The sequence below is a fragment of the Arthrobacter terricola genome (assembly GCF_004354015.1).
Lineage (GTDB): Bacteria > Actinomycetota > Actinomycetes > Actinomycetales > Micrococcaceae > Arthrobacter > Arthrobacter terricola.
Genome location: NZ_SMRU01000005.1, coordinates 17,984 through 35,293, shown reverse-complemented (window position 1 = coordinate 35,293; position 17,310 = coordinate 17,984). Strand labels below are relative to the sequence as shown.

The following is a 17,310-nucleotide window of genomic DNA, read 5'->3' as shown; positions in this document are numbered from 1 at the left end:
GCCTAGACTTGTATGCACCATGGATATGTTGTTTGACCCGTACGCGGATGGCCCTTTCAAAGCCGGCAGCAGGGCTGCCACCAAGGACGCTCCTGCCATGCTTTCGCGCTCCGGCGGGGGTCTGCCGGGCTTCGAGAGAGGGATGCCCGACGCCGGTCACCGCCTTGCGGAAGGACCCAGCCCGGAAGGACACAGCCAGCCGGCACATAGCGTGCCGGGAAGCGAGCTTCCGGGTGCCCCAGTCCGTGAAGCCCACGGTTCTCCGCACCAAGGCCAAGCCGGTTTGCCGTCGCGCGAGGCCCTGCTCCAGGGATTGAATCCGCAACAAGAGGAAGCCGTCAAGCATGCCGGCAGTCCGCTGTTGATCGTCGCGGGCGCAGGATCGGGAAAGACGCGTGTGCTGTCCAACCGCATCGCCTACCTGATTGCCACAGGACGCGCGCATCACGGTGAGATCCTCGCTATCACGTTCACCAACAAGGCAGCCGCGGAAATGCGGGAACGCATCGAGGCCTTGGTGGGGAACCGGGCGAAGTCCATGTGGATTTCCACGTTCCATTCTTCGTGTGTGCGGATCCTGCGCCGTGAAGCCACCAACGTCGGGCTGAACTCCAACTTCTCGATCTACGATTCCACGGACTCGCTTCGTCTCATCACGCTCGTTGCCAAGAACCTGGAGCTCGATCCCAAGCGCTTCGCGCCCAAGGCCATCCAGCACAAGATTTCGGCCCTCAAGAACGAGCTCATCGACGATGACGCTTTCGCTTCCACGGCAAATTACAACGAACCCTTCGAACAGGCCGTGGCCGAAGTTTTCAAGGGCTACACGCAGCGTCTCCGCCAGGCGAACGCCATGGACTTCGACGACCTCATCGCCCAGACGGTCTACATGTTCCGGGCCTTCCCCGCGCTCGCAGAGTCCTACCGGCGCCGTTTCCGGCACGTCCTCGTGGACGAATACCAGGACACCAACCACGCCCAGTACGCCCTGGTGCGCGAAATCGTCGGCGAGGGTCCGCAGGCGAGCGAGCTGACCGTCGTCGGCGACTCCGACCAGTCCATCTATGCTTTCCGCGGTGCGGACATCCGCAACATCGTCGAATTCGAAAAGGACTATCCGGAGGCCCGGACCATCAAGCTGGAGCAGAACTACCGCTCCACGCAGAACATCCTGAGCGCCGCCAACTCGGTCATTTCCCGCAACCCGAACCGGCCGGACAAAAAGCTCTGGACCGCGGAAGGCGATGGCGAAAAGATCATCGGCTACGTCGGGGAGAACGAACACGACGAAGCCCAGTTCATCGCCAAGGAAATCGACCGGCTGCAGGACGAGGACGGCTTGCGCCCGGGCGACGTCGCCATTTTCTACCGGACCAACGCGCAATCCCGCTCGATTGAAGACGTCCTGGTGCGCGTCGGCCTGCCGTACAAAGTAGTGGGCGGCACCCGCTTCTACGAGCGCAAGGAAATCAAGGACGCCCTCGCGTACCTTCGCGTCTTGGTGAACCCGGACGACGACGTCAATTTGCGTCGCGTGCTCAACGAGCCCAAGCGGGGGATCGGCGATCGCGCGGAAGGCGCTGTGGCTGCACTCGCGGAACGCGAACGGACGTCGTTCATGGCGGCCGCCCGCAAAGCCGACCAGGCCCCCGGGATGGCCACGCGTTCGGTCAACGCGGTCCTGGGCTTCGTGAAGCTCTTGGACGACCTCGCGGAAGTGGCTACGGGCTCTGGAGCCGCAGCTGCGCTTGAAGCTGTCCTCGAACAGACGGGGTACCTTGCGGGGCTTCGAGCCAGTACCGATCCCCAGGACGAATCGCGCGTCGAAAACCTGGCGGAACTCGTGGCCGTGGTCCGCGAATACGAGCGCGACAACCCCGAAGGGTCGTTGGGGGAGTTCCTCGAACAAGTGTCGCTCGTGGCTGACGCCGACCAGATCCCGGACGCTCCCGAAGGATCGTCCGCGGACGCCGCTGCGGCGGTTGCCGAGGCCAAGCGGATGGGCGTCGTCACCCTCATGACGCTGCACACGGCCAAGGGCCTCGAATTCCCTGTGGTCTTCTTGACCGGCATGGAACACGGCCTCTTTCCGCACCAGCGCTCCGCGACCGACCCCAAGGAACTGGCGGAAGAACGGCGCCTCGCCTATGTGGGCCTGACGCGCGCACGGAAACGCTTGTACGTTACCCGGTCCGAGGTCCGCAGTATGTGGGGCCAAAGCCAGTACAACCCCGCCAGCCAATTCCTCGAAGAGATCCCGGGGGAACTCGTGGATTGGAAGCGCGAAGGAACGTCCCGGCAAGTGAGTGGCTGGGGCGGCGCATCCATTGGGTCCAACCGCTACGGCGGCTCCTTCTGGGGAGCGGGAACCGCGCGGGGAACCGGGGCGAGCCCTACCGCAGGGTTCGACGCCGACGTGCCGGCCGCCGTCGTACGCAACCGGGTCCAACCGCAAAAGGAAATCGTCGCGGTTTCGGTGGGGGACAAGGTGAACCACACCAGCTTCGGCAACGGCACCGTGATCGGCGTCGAAGGCTCCGGGGACAAGACCGTGGCGAAGGTGAAGTTCGACGTCGGGGAGAAGCGCCTGCTGCTGCGTTACGCGCCGTTGACCAAGCTGGATTCCTAGTGGCAACTCGAGCCCGATAGTGGCGAAAAACCGCGCCATCATGCGGTTTTTCTACGTCCCATAGAAGTGTGTGGTTACTCACTTAACGGGTACTGTAGAACCGGCTGGCCTCCCCGGGGGGCTAAAGTTCGAGAGGAACTTGCGCAATGTGACTGGCCGTTTTGCGGTCGCACAGAGTGCACCTATCCGCAGCCGGCTTTCGCGGTCACCGCGGTTTCCGGCTGTACCGAAACTACTTCGACGTAGAAGGACACTAAACCGTGGACCTGTTTGAATATCAGGCGCGCGATATGTTCGAAGCGCACGGTGTACCCGTGCTCGCCGGCATCGTGGCGCACACTCCTGAAGAAGCAAAGGCTGCAGCCGAGAAGATTGGCGGCGTCACCGTCGTCAAGGCGCAGGTAAAGGTCGGTGGCCGAGGCAAAGCCGGCGGTGTCAAGGTCGCAAAGTCCGCTGACGAAGCACTTGAACACGCCACCAACATCCTGGGTATGGACATCAAGGGCCACACGGTCAACAAAGTCATGATCGCCCAAGGCGCCGACATCGCCGAGGAATTCTACTTCTCCGTCCTGCTGGACCGAGCCAACCGCAACTACCTGGCCATGTGCTCGGTTGAAGGCGGCATGGAAATCGAGCAGCTCGCCGTCGAGCGCCCTGAGGCTCTCGCGAAGGTTGCCATCGATCCCGCAGTTGGAATCGACCAGGCCAAGGCTGACGAAATCGTCGCAGCTGCCGGTTTCTCCGAAGAACTGCGCGGCAAGGTTTCCTCGGTCATCCTCAAGCTGTGGGACGTCTTCAAGAAGGAAGACGCAACCCTGGTTGAGGTCAACCCCCTCGTCAAGACCGGTGCAGGCGACATCGTTGCCCTGGACGGCAAGGTCTCGCTGGACGAAAACGCGGGCTTCCGCCACGTCCACCACGCTGAACTCGAGGACAAGGACGCAGCCGACCCGCTTGAGGCCAAGGCAAAGGCGCAGGACCTCAACTACGTGAAGCTGGACGGCGAAGTAGGCATCATCGGCAATGGCGCCGGTCTAGTGATGTCCACCCTCGACGTCGTCGCCTACGCAGGCGAAAACCACGGCAACGTCAAGCCTGCCAACTTCCTGGACATCGGCGGTGGAGCTTCCGCCGAGGTCATGGCCGCCGGCCTCGACGTCATCCTCGGTGACGAGCAGGTCAAGAGCGTTTTCGTGAACGTCTTCGGCGGCATCACCGCTTGCGACGCCGTCGCCAAGGGCATTGTTGGCGCGCTTGCCGAGCTTGGCAGCAACGCCAACAAGCCGCTCGTGGTCCGCCTCGACGGCAACAACGTCGACGAGGGACGTCGCATCCTGACCGAGGCCAACCACCCGCTGGTTACCCTGGCAGCCACCATGGACGAGGGCGCCGACAAGGCCGCCGAGCTCGCCAACTCGAAGTAAGGGACGCAGGACTATGTCTATCTACCTCAACAAGGACTCCAAGGTCATCGTCCAGGGCATCACCGGCGGCGAAGGCACCAAGCACACCGCCCTCATGCTCAAGGCCGGCACCAACATCGTCGGTGGCGTCAACGCCCGCAAGGCAGGCACCACGGTGCTGCACGGCGACAAGGAAATCACCGTTTTCGGCACCGTCAAGGAAGCCATGGCGGAGACCGGCGCGGACGTCTCCATCGTCTTCGTTCCGCCGGCATTCACCAAGGCCGCAGTAGTTGAAGCCATCGAAGCCGGCATCGGCCTCGTTGTTGTCATCACCGAAGGCGTGCCGGTCCAGGACTCGGCCGAGTTCTGGGCACTCGCCCAGGCCACCGTCGACGCCGACGGCAAGCAGGTCACCCGCATCATCGGCCCGAACTGCCCCGGCATCATCACCCCGGGCGAGGCACTGGTTGGCATCACCCCGGCAAACATCACGGGCAAGGGCCCCATCGGCCTCGTGTCCAAGTCCGGTACCTTGACCTACCAGATGATGTACGAACTGCGCGACCTTGGCTTCTCCACGGCCATCGGCATCGGCGGCGACCCCATCATCGGCACCACCCACATCGACGCCCTGGCTGCGTTCGAAGCCGACCCCGAGACCAAGGCGATCGTCATGATCGGCGAGATCGGCGGCGACGCGGAAGAGCGCGCAGCCGACTTCATCAAGGCCAACGTCACCAAGCCGGTTGTCGGCTACGTGGCCGGCTTTACGGCTCCCGAGGGCAAGACCATGGGCCACGCAGGCGCCATCGTCTCCGGCTCCGCGGGCACCGCACAGGCCAAGAAGGAAGCCCTCGAAGCTGCAGGCGTGAAGGTCGGCAAGACGCCGTCCGAGACCGCAAAGCTGCTCCGCGAGGTTTTCGCAGCCCTGTAAGTTCCGGGGGACTCCCCAAACCACGACGGCGCCCGCCACCTTCCACGCGAAGGCGGCGGGCGCCGTCGTCGTGCTTTAAGGGACGTGCTTCTTGTGTCAATTCACTCCCATTTGTTAGTATGTCAGTACAAACTAGCAAAGGAGAACAAATGCCTCTCGTGCGTATTGATGTCAACCAGGGCCGCACTCCTGAGGAACTCGGGGAATTGAGCCGTCGGATCCATGATGCGATCCTCGCTGAATACGGAATTCCCGAGCGCGACTACTTCCACATCGTCACCGAGCATCCCCAGGGGCAGATCTTCGCCCAGGACGCGGGCCTCGGGTTCGAACGGACCTCCGGAGTGGTCATGATCCAGATTTTCACGCAGGGAGGCCGGAGTCGCGAAGCCAAGCAGTCCTTGTTTGCCGCGATCGCGGGGCAGCTAGGGGAGATTGGCATCGCAGGCGAAGACGTATTCCTGGGGTATGTCGAGAACACGGCCGACGACTGGTCCTTCGGCTTCGGGCGCGCCCAGTATGTCACCGGTGAACTCGCCATTCCCGCCCGCTAGATTCCGCCTGTTGGCTGGGATTCTCAGCATGCTTCGCACACGGAATCCCAGCTATTACGTTTCGTTGTAAATATGTCAGTACAAACCTTTGACAGGACATGAATTCTGGTGCAAAGTAGAGCTTGTGGTCCCGCTCACGCGGGCCGGCAAAAGCACCGGAGCTCTCACCGTCCCGCAAGAGTTCACTAGAGAAAGGTCCGCGATCACCGTGACCCACGAACTGCTCACTATCGGGCGCATCAGCGTTGATATCTACCCGAATGACATTGGGGTTGGCTTGGAGGATGTGACGTCCTTTGGCAAGTATCTTGGCGGTTCGCCGTCGAATGTGGCTGTTGCCGCGGCGCGGCACGGCCGGCGGACCGGCGTGATCACCCGGACCGGGGATGATCCGTTCGGTGAGTACCTGCACCGCGAGTTGCGCAAGTTCAATGTCGATGACTCCTTTGTCAGCCCGGTTGCCGGACTCCAGACGCCTGCTACGTTCTGCGCGATCCGGCCGCCGCATGATTTCCCGCTGTATTTCTACGGGCGTTTCCCCACGGCTCCGGACCTGCAGATCGCGGCCGGCGAGCTGGACCTGGATGCGATCCGCTCGGCCGCGATCTTTTGGTCCACGGTGACGGGTTTGTGCCAGGAGCCGTCCCGCAGCGCTCACCTTGCCGCACACGAAGCACGTCCCCGCACGGGCCTGTCCGAGGGCCAGTTCACCATCCTGGACCTGGATTACCGTCCGATGTTCTGGGCGTCGGAAGACGAAGCCCGCGAGCAGGTCGCGAAGATCCTTCCGCATGTGACGGTCGCGATCGGCAATGACAAGGAATGCGCCGTTGCTGTGGGCGAGGGTACCCCGGATGAGCAGGCGGACCGTCTGCTGGCTGCCGGCGTCGAGATCGCCGTCGTGAAGCTTGGCCCGGAGGGTGTGATGGCGAAGACCCGCTCTGAGCGTGTGGTGTCCGCCCCGGTACCGGTTGAGACCGTGAACGGCCTGGGCGCCGGTGATTCCTTTGGCGGCGCGTTCTGCCACGGCCTGCTGTCCGGCTGGCCGCTGGCCCGGGTGCTCGATTACGCCAACGCCGCCGGAGCGATTGTCGCCTCGCGCCTTTCCTGCGCTGACGCGATGCCGACGCCGGAAGAAGTCACCTCGCTGCTGATCGAACGCGGCCGCCTGACCCCCGCCGATGCTGTTTCCGAAGGAGCAACCCGTTGAGCCTGAATGATGACCCCCGCCGTTATGAGCACCTCAGTGCCATCCGGCTCGAAGATCCCGACGCCGTGGCACGTGCGGCTGCCACGCGTCGCCGCCACCCGGGCCTGAAGTACGGGGCCCAGAACTTCATTGTCGCCGCGGACCACCCGGCCCGCGGGGCCCTGGCTGTCGGGTCCGATCCGACGGCGATGGCGGACCGGCTTGACTTGCTGGACCGTTTGCGGATCGCTTTGGCGAACCCGGCGGTTGATGGTGTCCTGGCGTCTCCGGACATCATGGACGATTTGCTGCTGCTCGGGGCGCTGGAGGGCAAGCTGGTGTTCGGTTCGATGAACCGTGGCGGCCTGGCTGGTCTGGTGAATGAGATTGATGACCGTTTCACGGGTCACACGGCGGTGGCCCTTGAGGCTTTGGGTGCCGACGGCGGGAAGATGCTGACCCGGATCTGCCTGGGCGATCCGGACACGGCAAGCATCCTGGAGAACACGGCGAAGGCGGTGGATTCCCTGGCGGCGCGCAAGCTGATCGCGATGGTGGAGCCGTTCCTGTCGGTGCGTGAAGCCAATGGCAGGGTCCGTAATGATCTCTCGGCCGATGCTGTGATCAAGTCCGTTGCGATCGCTCAGGGCCTGGGTTCGACGAGCGCGTACACGTGGATGAAGTTGCCTGTGGTGGCCGGGATGGAACGGGTCATGGCTTCGACCACTCTGCCGACGGTGTTGTTGGGTGGAGACCCGGATGCCGGGCAGGACGAAGTGTTCGCTTCCTGGCAGGCGGCCCTGGCCCTTCCGGGTGTTCAGGGCCTGACCGTGGGCCGGACCTTGTTGTACCCGGCGGACGGTGACGTTGCCGGCGCGGTTGCCACGGCGGCCTCGTTGTTGAAGACCCCAGCGAAAGTATCGGAGTAGATACCATGAGCACGACGCGCAGGATGACCGTTGCCCAGGCGGTAGTGGAGTTTCTGTCCAAGCAGTACACGGTTGATTCGGTTAACGGTGTGGAGTTCCGGGAGCGGTTGATTCCGGGGATGTTCGGTATTTTCGGGCACGGGAACGTGGCTGGTGTGGGGCAGGCGCTTAAGCAGTACCAGTCCCAGGATCCGTCGGTGATGCCGTATTACCAGGGCCGCAACGAGCAGGCCCAGGTCCACCAGGCCGTGGGCTATGCCCGGCACACCCGGCGCCGGCAGACCTTCGCGATCAGCACCTCGATCGGCCCGGGCTCGTCGAATTTGCTGACGGGTGCGGCGCTGGCGACCACGAACCGCCTGCCGGTGCTGCTGTTGCCGTCTGACACGTTCGCGACGCGGGCGGCGGATCCGGTGTTGCAGCAGCTCGAGCAGCCCTACGCGTACGACCTGACGGTCAACGATGCGTTCCGTCCGCTCTCGAAGTTCTTTGACCGGGTGTCGCGTCCGGAGCAGCTGTTTTCCGCGTTCCACCACGGCCTGCGCGTGCTCACGGACCCGGCCGAAACCGGAGCGGTCACGATCTCGTTGCCGCAGGATGTGCAGGCCGAGGCCCTGGACGTTCCCGAAGAGTTTTTGGCGGAGCGGGAGTGGCGGATCCGCCGACCCGAACCCGAAGAGGCAGACATCGCCCGGGCCGTGGAGGCCATCCGGGCCGCGAAGCGGCCGTTGATCATTGCCGGCGGCGGGGTGCTGTACGCGTACGCGAACGACGAACTTGCCAGGTTCGCCGAGTTGACCGGAATCCCGGTGGGCAACACGCAGGCCGGCGTCGGCGTCCTGCCCTGGGACCACAAGCATTCCCTGGGCGCGATCGGGTCCACGGGCACGACGGCGGCGAACGCGATCGCCGCGGAAGCGGACCTGGTGATCGGGATCGGCACCCGGTACGAGGACTTCACCACGGCCTCGCGGACGGCGTTCCAGAACCCGGACGTGCGCTTCGTGAACATCAACGTCGCGCCGATCGACGCGTACAAGCACGGCACGGTTTTGCCGATCGTCGCCGACGCCCGCAAAGCCCTCGTCAAGCTCAACGCCGCGTTGGGCGGCTACCGGGTCGGGGCCGACCTGGAGCAGGCCGTCGCTGCCGAGAAGGCCCGCTGGGACGCCACCGTGGACACCGCGTTTGATACCCGGTTCAGCCCGTTGCCGGCGCAGAACGAGATCATCGGCGCGACGAACCGGGCCATGGACGCCCAGGATGTGGTGATCTGTGCTGCCGGGTCGCTGCCGGGGGACCTGCACAAGATGTGGCGGGTCCGTGACCCGTTCGGGTACCACGTGGAATACGCGTATTCCTGCATGGGGTACGAGATCCCGGGCGGCCTGGGTGTCAAGCGCGCGGCCCTGGCCGAAACCGCCCGCGGCGGCACGGACCGGGATGTCGTGGTCATGGTCGGGGACGGCTCGTACCTGATGATGCACACCGAACTGGTCACCGCCGTCGCCGAACGCATCAAACTGATCGTCGTGCTCATCCAGAACCACGGCTACGCCTCCATCGGCTCGCTCTCCGAATCGCTGGGTTCACAGCGGTTCGGGACCCAGTACCGGGTCCTGGACACCGAACAGCACTCCTTCGACGCCGGGGACCGGCTGCCGATCGACCTGGCCACGAACGCCGAATCCCTGGGCGCGAAGGTCATCCGGATCGAACCGGGCGAGAAAGTCATCGCCGAACTCGAACAAGCCATCCGGGACGCGAAAGCAGCCCCCGAAGACACCGGCCCCATCGTGATCCACATCGAGTCCGACCCGCTCCTGGACGCCCCGTCCTCCGAGTCCTGGTGGGACGTCCCCGTCTCCCAGGTCTCCGAACTCGAATCCACCAAACAGGCCTTCCAGAGCTACGTCGACCACAAGTCCCGCCAACGCAAACTCCTCGGCTAAGAACCACCCCCCAACCAGGAAACAAACCCAGGAAGTCCCATGACGAACATCATCACGCATTTCATCAACGGTGTTGAAACGGCCGGTGCCGGCGACCGGAGCCAGCCGGTGTACAACCCTGCCACCGGTGCCGTGACCGCGCAGCTGCGGCTGGCCAACCGGGAGGACCTTGACGCCACGGTTGCTGCGGCGAAGGCCGCGGCGGAAAAGTGGGGCGATTTCTCGCTGGCCAAGCGCACCGCGGTGCTGTTCCGGTTCCGTGAACTCGTTGCTGCGCATGTGGACGAGCTCGCTCAGCTGGTGACGGCCGAGCATGGCAAGGTCCTTTCGGATGCGAAGGGCGAGATCGGCCGCGGCCTGGAGGTGGTGGAGTTTGCGTGCGGTATCCCGCAGCTGCTCAAGGGCGAATACTCCGACCAGGTCTCCACGGGCATCGACGTGTTCTCCTTCCGTGAGCCCCTCGGTGTGGTCGCGGGCATCACCCCGTTCAACTTCCCCGTCATGGTGCCGCTGTGGATGGCCCCGATGGCGATCGCAACCGGGAACGCGTTCATCCTCAAGCCTTCCGAGCGCGACCCGTCGGCCTCGTTGTTGCTGGCCAGGTTGTGGAAGCAGGCCGGCCTGCCCGATGGTGTGTTCCAGGTCCTGCATGGTGACAAGGAAACCGTTGACGGGTTGTTGACGCACCCGGACGTGGACGGGATCTCCTTCGTCGGGTCCACCCCGATCGCGAAGTATGTCCACGAGACCGCCACCGCGCACGGCAAGCGCGTCCAGGCTTTGGGCGGGGCGAAGAACCACGCGATCATCCTGCCCGACGCCGACCTGGACAACGCCGCGGACCACCTGGCTGCTGCCGCGTTCGGTTCGGCCGGGGAGCGGTGCATGGCGATCTCCGTCGCGGTCGCCGTCGGGGACGCCGCGGACCTGCTGGTCAAGAAGGTCGAAGAGCGTGCCCTGGCCGTGAAGGTGGACAACGGCACCGCACCGGGCGCTGAAATGGGTCCGGTCATCACCCCGGCCTCCAAGGAACGCATCGTGAAGATCGTCACCGAAGCCGAAGCCGCCGGTGCGGCGATGGTCGTGGACGGCCGCGACCTCGTCGTCCCGGGCCACGAGGACGGGTTCTGGGTCGGACCCACCGTGATCGACCACGTCAAGACGGAGATGACCGCGTACACGGAGGAAATCTTCGGACCCGTGCTCGTCGTCGTCCGCGTCGACACCCTCGAGGACGGCATCAGGCTGATCAACGCCAACCCCTACGGGAACGGCACCGCGATCTTCACCTCCAACGGCGCCGCCGCCCGCAAATTCCAGCGCTCCGTGGACGTGGGCATGATCGGCATCAACGTGCCCCTCCCGGTGCCTGTGGCCTACCACTCCTTCGGCGGCTGGAAGAACTCGCTCTTCGGCGACAAGCACATCTACGGACCCGAAGGCGTGTCCTTCTACACCCGCGGCAAAGTCATCACCTCCCGCTGGCCCGAAACCCACCACGCCTCCGGCGCCTCCTACAACTTCCCCTCCAACTAGCACCAGCTGGGTCACGTAAGGACACGCAATGACTGAAAACAAACTCATCATCGGAACCGCCCCGGACTCCTGGGGCGTCTGGTTCGCGGACGATCCGAAGCAGACCCCGTGGGAACGCTTCCTGGATGAAGTTGCCGAGTCCGGCTACAAATGGATCGAACTGGGTCCGTATGGCTACCTGCCGAACGATCCCACCCGCCTCGCAGAAGAACTCAAGCAGCGCGACTTGAAGGTCACAGCCGGAACGGTCTTCACCGCGTTCCACCGGGGTGCCGGCCAATACGAAGAGGCGTGGGAGCCTGCACGCAAAGTAGCCGAATTGACGGCAGCCATGGGCGGCGAACACATCGTCGTCATTCCCGCGATGTGGCGGGACGACGTCACGGGCGAAGCCGTGGAAAGCGGGGAACTATCGCAGGAACAGTGGAGCGATCTGTTCGCCGGCCACAACCGCATGGGCAAAGTCCTCCTGGAAGACTTCGGCCTGAAGCAGCAGTTCCACTCCCATGCAGACTCGCATGTCGGAGCCCAGCAGGATATCGAGCATCTGCTGGCCGAGACTGATCCGCAATACCTGAACCTCTGCCTGGACACCGGACACGCCGAGTACTGCGGCGCTTCCAGCCTTGAACTCATCAAGAACTATCCGGACCGCATCGGGTACCTCCACCTCAAGCAAATCAACCCGGATGTCCTCAAGAAGGTCAACGAGGAAAACATGACCTGGGCAGCGGCCAACCTGGCCGGCGTCATGACCGAGCCGCCGAACGGCCTCCCGGACCTGCGCGCCGTCATCGAAGCAGTGGAAGGCCTCAACCGCCCCATCTTCGGAATCGTCGAGCAGGACATGTACCCGGTCGCCTTCGACGTACCCATGCCCATCGCCAAGCGCACCCGCAACTACCTGCTTTCGTGCGGCTCCCGCACTACCGTGCAGTAGTAGCCAGCAGTAACAACTAGACCAAAGGACAGAAAATTGACTGACATCCTCCGCGTGGCCGTCATCGGCGCAGGCCGCATGGGCGCAGACCACATCAAGCGGCTCAGCACCCGCATCCACGGCGCCGAAGTGGCCGCCGTCGTCGACGTCGACATTGCCCGCGCGCAGGCCGCCATCGAGGGAATCGACGGCGCTGTGGCTCTCGCGAGCGCTGACGAAGCCCTCAACAACGGCGACGTCAACGCCGTCCTGATCGCCACCCCCGGCTTCCTCCACGAGGACATCCTCTACAAGGCACTCGAGAAGGATTTCCCGATCCTGTGCGAAAAGCCGCTCACCCCGGACGCGGAAAGCTCCTGGAATGTTGTCCAGGCTGAAACCGCACTTGGCCACAAGCGCATCCAGGTCGGCTTCATGCGCCGCTTTGACGCAGAGTACGCCGCCTTGGGCTCCGTGATCCGCGACGCCGAACTCGGCGAACTGCTGATGCTGCACCACCAGCACCGCAACCCGAGCACCCCCGAAGGTTTCACCAACGAGATGCTCATCAACGACTCCGTCGTCCACGAGTTCGACGCCATCCGCTTCTTCACGGGTGAAGAGATCACGTCCGTCCAGGTGCGCCTGGGCAAGGCGACGCGCAACGCTCCCAAGGGCCAGCACGATCCCCAGCACGTCCTGATCGAAACCGAATCCGGTGTCCTGGCCGACGTCGAAATCTACGTCAACGCGAAGTTCGGCTACGAAGTGGCCACGCAGGCGTCCTTCGAGGACGGCATCGTGAGCATCGGCGGCGACGGCGGTCCTTACGTTCGCAGCGCCGGCCGCTGGGGCGGCCAGGTCACGCCCGGCTTCGAGGAGCGCTTCGGTGCTGCGTACGACGTCGAGGTCCAGGCATGGGTGGACGCAGCCCGTCGTGGCGAGATCGGCGGCCCGACCGCTTGGGACGGCTACGCCACCGCTGCTTGCTGCGAGGCCGGCGTCAAGGCCCAGAAGTCCGGAGAGAAGGTCGCCGTGCACCTCAACGAGAAGCCCGATCTGTACCGGTAGGACCCGCTTGGTGTGAACCGGGTGGCCGGCCGGTTGTTGCGGCCGGCCACCCGTTTTTGCACCCGCATCCTTCGTAAGACCGTTGACCCCACAAAGGAGTGACCATGAAGATTGCCCTTGATCCCACCCCGTTCCACCACAGCCACAGCCTGCTCGAATTTCCACGGCTCGCGGCTGATCTTGGCTACAAGTACCTGCAGATGACCCCGCACGCGGACCTCATCCCGTTCTTCAACCACCCGAAGGCCGATGACGAGCTGGTGGCTAAGCTGAAGGCGGCCTGCAAGGACGCCGGCGTCGAGATCGCTTCGGTGCTGCCCGTGCTGCGCTGGTCGGGCCCGGACGAGGACGCACGCGAAGCCGCGGTGCGTTACTGGAAGCGTGCCATCCGGATCGCCGTGGATCTTGGTGTGCAGACGATGAACACCGAATTCAGCGGCCGGCCGGAGAAAGCCGAGGAGTCCGAGCGGGCGTTCTACCGTTCCATGGAAGAGCTCGTTCCGATCATTGAGCGCGAAGGCCTGGACGTGCTGATCGATCCGCACCCGGATGACTTCGTGGAGGACGGCCTTGCCGCCCTGCGTGTGATCCGCGGCGTGAACTCGCCGAACATCGGCATGGTGTACGTTGCTTCGCATACCTTCCACATGGGCAACAAGCCGCTGGAAATCATGCGCGCGGCGGGGGACAAGCTGCGCCTGGTCCACGTGTCGGACACCATGAACCACCATGCCTCGCACGGGCTGCGCTACATCACCAACCCGCCGGGCAACGCCGTGCGGGTGCACCAGCACCTCAAGATCGGCGACGGCGACGTCAACTGGGATGAGTTCTTCGGTGGCCTGAAGGAAATCGGCTTCCTGGACAAGGAAAACACCGTCATGGTCTCGAGCGTCTTCGCCGAGGATGAGAACGCCAAAGAGGTCTCCCGCTACCAACTGGAGACGATGGGGAAGTTCATCGCCAACGCCTGACCTTCCTCCCGAGTTTGTGTACAGAAAACACCTCTTAAGAACGCTCTTAAGGGGTGTTTTCTGTACACAAACTCGGGTCGGGAGCGCAAAATCGTTTCAGGCAGAGCTACCGGAAACGAGCAGAATTGAGTTGACGACAACCACGACGACGAAGAGAACTGCTAGTCGCCCCATCGGGGCGACGAATAGTTTCTTGGCGGCCGCAATATAGATTGCGGCGGCTATAGTGCCGAATAGGATCCGTATCCAGGCTTGACCGAGGAGACCGGTCGCTTCCGGCTGCAAGAACAATCCCATGACGATGACAGTCGCGATAAAAGGGATTTGACCTAGAAGCACCCAGAACCAGCTGAATCTGAGCGTGGGGGCCGGTCCTTTGACGATGCCCATGTAAATGAGCCTCAGGACGAGTGCTTGCAGAAAAGACGCCAGAATGCCCCAGGCAATGACACTCAAGCGAACAAAGGTAAGCAGCACTTCCTGGCTTGAAAACCGGTTATGTTCGGCATTATCGGTGACTAGTCGATCAATTTCCGTTCCCACCGCGAACTGGGCCGAGGCCGTGTAGGCGAGGAGGAGGAAGGTTATCCACGCCGGGCTGATCTCTCTCAGGCCATGCGGTGGCGAGGGATCGGGAACGCTTGGGGCCGCAGGGATCATGAGTTACCTCTCAGCTAGTGCATGTTCGGCCCACTCAGCAAGGGCCGCAAGAATATAGAAGATGGTCGCTGGAGCGAGGACGGCGCCCATTTTCTGAACCAAATGGAGCCAGGACCGTTCTTTTCTGACCGTTGCGAGAAATGTTGGCCAGAATAGCCGTGCCCCTTGGATTGTCATTGCCCACGCTGCGATCTCGAGTGGAACATGGACCACGGTCAGCGAAAACGTTGTATGGAGGCCAACGGCGGCTGTACTTGCAACAAGGCCCATGCCGAGCCAAAATCCGTTGAGCATCATCATGGCCACCGCGCCATAGTGGGTCAGGAATAACGCAAGAAGAGCCAGGGTCGCGTTGTGCAGAAGTATCCTTGCCGCGCTGATAGCGCCAACTTCACTGCTTCCGCCCCACGTAAAGAGCGAAGCTAGACCGACCCCACCAGCAAGCGCAGCCAGTATTCTCAGGAAGTCATGACACAAACAGGGGAAGTGCGAGCTCAAGAAGGCCATGAGCGGAGAGCAAACAGTCAGCGCATGGCGATTTCTCACCCTCACACGCCCGTTGGGCTTAGTTCGAGCGCATCACGGGAGCGTATTACGAGCTCGTAATCGGTCCAGCGCTCATCCTCGTGGGTTGCAACTAGGACCAGTCGGCTTTTACCTGCGCTGAGAATGGACTTGCGTGCAATGAGAGCGGCATGCTGGTCTAGTCCATTCAGCGGCTCGTCAAGAAGTAGGACATCGACGTTCTTGAGCGTCAGGGCCACAGACAAAACAAGTCGCTGGCGCTGGCCGAGCGATAGCGCTCCTACCTTGGCTGGCATCATATGTCCCGCCAGAAGACATCCCTCACCTTTCGGGAAGTTCGGAGGGTTAGTCAACGGCCTGACCATGCTCAATTGTTCTTCGACCGTAAGGTAGTCGAGGGTAAGAAAATCCGCGTCCAGGTAGACTGCGCGGAAGTCCTGTCTCCACCGCTCAACTTCCTTGGATGAACTTGAGATCACCCCACCGAGGAGCTTGAGTAGGGTCGTTTTGCCGCATCCGTTCGGCCCTCGAAGCGCGACAACGCCGCGGTCCGGAAAATCTATAGAGGCTCCTTCAAAAATGATGTGGGATCCATAGGCATGATCTACACGTGCTAGAGACGTCATGTGTCCTCCGTTTCGGTTGCTGAAAGTTCACCCAGCCATTGAGGCGCATCTTTGATGACAAGGGATGTCAAGAGAATAGCCACAAGAGCCATTCCGCCCGCCGCAAGGGGAAGCCAGGGAATTTGTATTGCTTGCTGTGTAACAGTTCCCAAGATTCCTGACAGGACAACTGCGAACCCGGCGCAGAGCGCTGCGCCGAAGCCCGCCTTGGATTTCTGGGGCAGTTTCGAGATATGCGAGGCAGGCAAGACTGCCGTCCGGCGCTGGATGATAAGGGCATCGACACCAATCTCGACAGCAACGAGAGCGCCAAGTAGGACCACCACGTGGGTGTAGTTTTTCAGAAGCAAGAATGCGCACAGTACGAAGGTCAAGGGCGTGACTACTACCATTGCGGTTACGACGCTGCGGAAAATGATCGGCTTTACCCAGGACGGTTTAAGCCGTACGAGGAACAGTGCAAGACCAAATGTCTCAGGCGAAGTGATCCGTGTCAGTGATGAGCGAAACACAACCAAGCCGGAAAAGAAAACAGCTACGGCAATAAAGGGCGCGGTCCGTGGCCACGGTGTCACTTCCGCAGTCAGCAGGACTAGGGATGCCAGTATAAAAATGCTCGCTGCCTTGATTGATAAATCAACCAGAACCCCTCGACTACGTAGGGCCCGGGGATGAGCCGTGACCCTGTAGAGAGCGGGGGTGGAAACGGTGATAAGAACAGTCCCGGCCAATATCACGAACAACGTCGATGCTGGGCCGGAGCCCAAGGGGTCATGGCCGTCAAACCACAATGTATTCCCAATCAAGAAAAGCAAGGTGCCCGCAGAGGAGACGACAACCAAAAGAACATACGTGCGGATCGCGTTGGTCTTCTGGGGTGCCACGAGAAGAAACGATGAGATCACGAGCGCGCCTACGGCAAATAAATTTCCACCTTCGTGCCACCGCAGGTTCTGAAGGATGAGCATCCCGGCAAAGCCAAGATCCGTAAGGACCAAACCCGCGCGCATCCCGGCTTCAAGTGGCGCCGACACGGTCTGCCAGCAGCGATGGGCTCGCCTGAAGCGCCGTCTCGCAAATAGAAGACCAATGGCCTGTAGTGCCGCCATGATGCTCACAGCGTCTGGAATGCTGAGCGGAATTCCGAAGGTGTTGAGCGCTGTCCGTTGAGGTGCCCATAATATGCCGACGGCAATGATTAACGCCGTCAAAAGACGTCCAAAGATCAAAAACCAATTGACTTTCTCCGGATCGGGTGAAAACCCCAAACTCTTGAGGAGGTCCTGCATGCGATGGGACTTACGCCGAAAGTCATTGATGAAAGTTGCCTTGCATCCGGAGAGGACCACAGCCCGTATGCATTGAGTCTTTGGCTTAGATTCAGATGAATTCATTGCAGCCCC

Annotated in this window: 15 protein-coding genes; 11 read left to right on the top strand and 4 right to left on the bottom strand. The window is 62.4% G+C overall.

Annotated elements, in window-relative coordinates; all coding sequences use genetic code 11:
- Positions 1 to 19: 19 nt before the first annotated feature.
- The 11 genes from pcrA to E1809_RS05280 all read left to right on the top strand — a co-directional run bounded on the left by pcrA (position 20) and on the right by E1809_RS05280 (position 14,096).
- The gene (gene pcrA / locus E1809_RS05330; protein WP_133203190.1) at positions 20 to 2,629 is read left to right on the top strand and encodes a DNA helicase PcrA; all 2,610 of its coding nucleotides are present in this window, start codon (positions 20 to 22) and stop codon (positions 2,627 to 2,629) included.
- A gap of 260 nt (positions 2,630 to 2,889) precedes the next feature.
- Positions 2,890 to 4,056 carry an ADP-forming succinate--CoA ligase subunit beta gene (gene sucC / locus E1809_RS05325; protein WP_133203189.1) on the top strand — a complete coding sequence of 389 codons (1,167 nt, stop codon included), beginning with the start codon at positions 2,890 to 2,892 and terminating at the stop codon, positions 4,054 to 4,056.
- Between the two features lie 13 nt (positions 4,057 to 4,069).
- Complete coding sequence (sucD, locus tag E1809_RS05320; RefSeq protein ID WP_133203188.1) at positions 4,070 to 4,972, top strand: succinate--CoA ligase subunit alpha; 903 nt, start codon at positions 4,070 to 4,072, stop codon at positions 4,970 to 4,972.
- A 149-nt stretch (positions 4,973 to 5,121) separates the two neighbouring features.
- Positions 5,122 to 5,526 (top strand): tautomerase family protein, encoded by a 405-nt coding sequence (locus tag E1809_RS05315; protein WP_133203187.1) that lies wholly within the window; start codon positions 5,122 to 5,124, stop codon positions 5,524 to 5,526.
- A 208-nt stretch (positions 5,527 to 5,734) separates the two neighbouring features.
- Positions 5,735 to 6,736, top strand: coding sequence for a 5-dehydro-2-deoxygluconokinase (iolC, locus tag E1809_RS05310; protein ID WP_133203186.1), 1,002 nt, complete (start codon positions 5,735 to 5,737; stop codon positions 6,734 to 6,736).
- On the top strand, positions 6,733 to 7,644 hold the full coding sequence (locus E1809_RS05305) for a Cgl0159 family (beta/alpha)8-fold protein (RefSeq protein ID WP_133203185.1): 912 nt from the start codon (positions 6,733 to 6,735) through the stop codon (positions 7,642 to 7,644). The genes iolC and E1809_RS05305 overlap by 4 nt, the downstream gene beginning before the upstream one ends.
- Before the next feature lie 23 nt (positions 7,645 to 7,667).
- Positions 7,668 to 9,596: a 3D-(3,5/4)-trihydroxycyclohexane-1,2-dione acylhydrolase (decyclizing) gene (iolD, locus tag E1809_RS05300; protein ID WP_133203334.1), complete on the top strand. Its 1,929-nt coding sequence runs from the start codon at positions 7,668 to 7,670 to the stop codon at positions 9,594 to 9,596.
- A gap of 39 nt (positions 9,597 to 9,635) precedes the next feature.
- A complete protein-coding gene (locus tag E1809_RS05295) occupies positions 9,636 to 11,132 on the top strand; it encodes a CoA-acylating methylmalonate-semialdehyde dehydrogenase (protein ID WP_133203184.1) in 1,497 nt (498 codons plus the stop codon).
- Positions 11,133 to 11,160: 28 nt separating this feature from the next.
- A complete protein-coding gene (locus tag E1809_RS05290) occupies positions 11,161 to 12,072 on the top strand; it encodes a sugar phosphate isomerase/epimerase family protein (protein WP_133203183.1) in 912 nt (303 codons plus the stop codon).
- A gap of 36 nt (positions 12,073 to 12,108) precedes the next feature.
- Positions 12,109 to 13,122, top strand: coding sequence for a Gfo/Idh/MocA family protein (locus tag E1809_RS05285; RefSeq protein ID WP_133203182.1), 1,014 nt, complete (start codon positions 12,109 to 12,111; stop codon positions 13,120 to 13,122).
- Between the two features lie 104 nt (positions 13,123 to 13,226).
- Entirely contained in the window at positions 13,227 to 14,096 is an 870-nt protein-coding gene (locus tag E1809_RS05280; protein WP_133203181.1) for a sugar phosphate isomerase/epimerase family protein, read from the top strand.
- Between the two features lie 96 nt (positions 14,097 to 14,192).
- Here E1809_RS05280 and E1809_RS05275 read toward each other — a convergent pair whose 3' ends face one another.
- From E1809_RS05275 to E1809_RS05260, 4 genes are read right to left on the bottom strand one after another with little or no spacing between them, the layout of a single operon-like run.
- A complete protein-coding gene (locus E1809_RS05275) occupies positions 14,193 to 14,756 on the bottom strand; it encodes a hypothetical protein (RefSeq protein ID WP_133203180.1) in 564 nt (187 codons plus the stop codon).
- Between the two features lie 3 nt (positions 14,757 to 14,759).
- Positions 14,760 to 15,263, bottom strand: a complete 504-nt coding sequence (locus tag E1809_RS05270; protein ID WP_133203179.1) for a hypothetical protein — start codon at positions 15,261 to 15,263, stop codon at positions 14,760 to 14,762.
- 41 nt (positions 15,264 to 15,304) lie between these two features.
- Positions 15,305 to 15,907: an ABC transporter ATP-binding protein gene (locus E1809_RS05265; protein ID WP_133203178.1), complete on the bottom strand. Its 603-nt coding sequence runs from the start codon at positions 15,905 to 15,907 to the stop codon at positions 15,305 to 15,307.
- The gene (locus E1809_RS05260; RefSeq protein ID WP_133203177.1) at positions 15,904 to 17,196 is read right to left on the bottom strand and encodes a hypothetical protein; all 1,293 of its coding nucleotides are present in this window, start codon (positions 17,194 to 17,196) and stop codon (positions 15,904 to 15,906) included. The genes E1809_RS05265 and E1809_RS05260 overlap by 4 nt, the downstream gene beginning before the upstream one ends.
- Positions 17,197 to 17,310 lie beyond the last annotated feature (114 nt).

Coding starts and splice junctions, on each gene's coding strand:
- E1809_RS05290 (WP_133203183.1), top strand. CDS start 11,161: ATGACTGAAAACAAACTCATCATCGGAACCGCCCCGGACTCCTGGGGC.
- pcrA (WP_133203190.1), top strand. CDS start 20: ATGGATATGTTGTTTGACCCGTACGCGGATGGCCCTTTCAAAGCCGGC.
- sucD (WP_133203188.1), top strand. CDS start 4,070: ATGTCTATCTACCTCAACAAGGACTCCAAGGTCATCGTCCAGGGCATC.
- E1809_RS05275 (WP_133203180.1), bottom strand. CDS start 14,756: ATGATCCCTGCGGCCCCAAGCGTTCCCGATCCCTCGCCACCGCATGGC.
- E1809_RS05295 (WP_133203184.1), top strand. CDS start 9,636: ATGACGAACATCATCACGCATTTCATCAACGGTGTTGAAACGGCCGGT.
- E1809_RS05265 (WP_133203178.1), bottom strand. CDS start 15,907: ATGACGTCTCTAGCACGTGTAGATCATGCCTATGGATCCCACATCATT.
- E1809_RS05260 (WP_133203177.1), bottom strand. CDS start 17,196: ATGCAGGACCTCCTCAAGAGTTTGGGGTTTTCACCCGATCCGGAGAAA.
- E1809_RS05315 (WP_133203187.1), top strand. CDS start 5,122: ATGCCTCTCGTGCGTATTGATGTCAACCAGGGCCGCACTCCTGAGGAA.
- E1809_RS05280 (WP_133203181.1), top strand. CDS start 13,227: ATGAAGATTGCCCTTGATCCCACCCCGTTCCACCACAGCCACAGCCTG.
- E1809_RS05270 (WP_133203179.1), bottom strand. CDS start 15,263: ATGGCCTTCTTGAGCTCGCACTTCCCCTGTTTGTGTCATGACTTCCTG.
- iolD (WP_133203334.1), top strand. CDS start 7,668: ATGACCGTTGCCCAGGCGGTAGTGGAGTTTCTGTCCAAGCAGTACACG.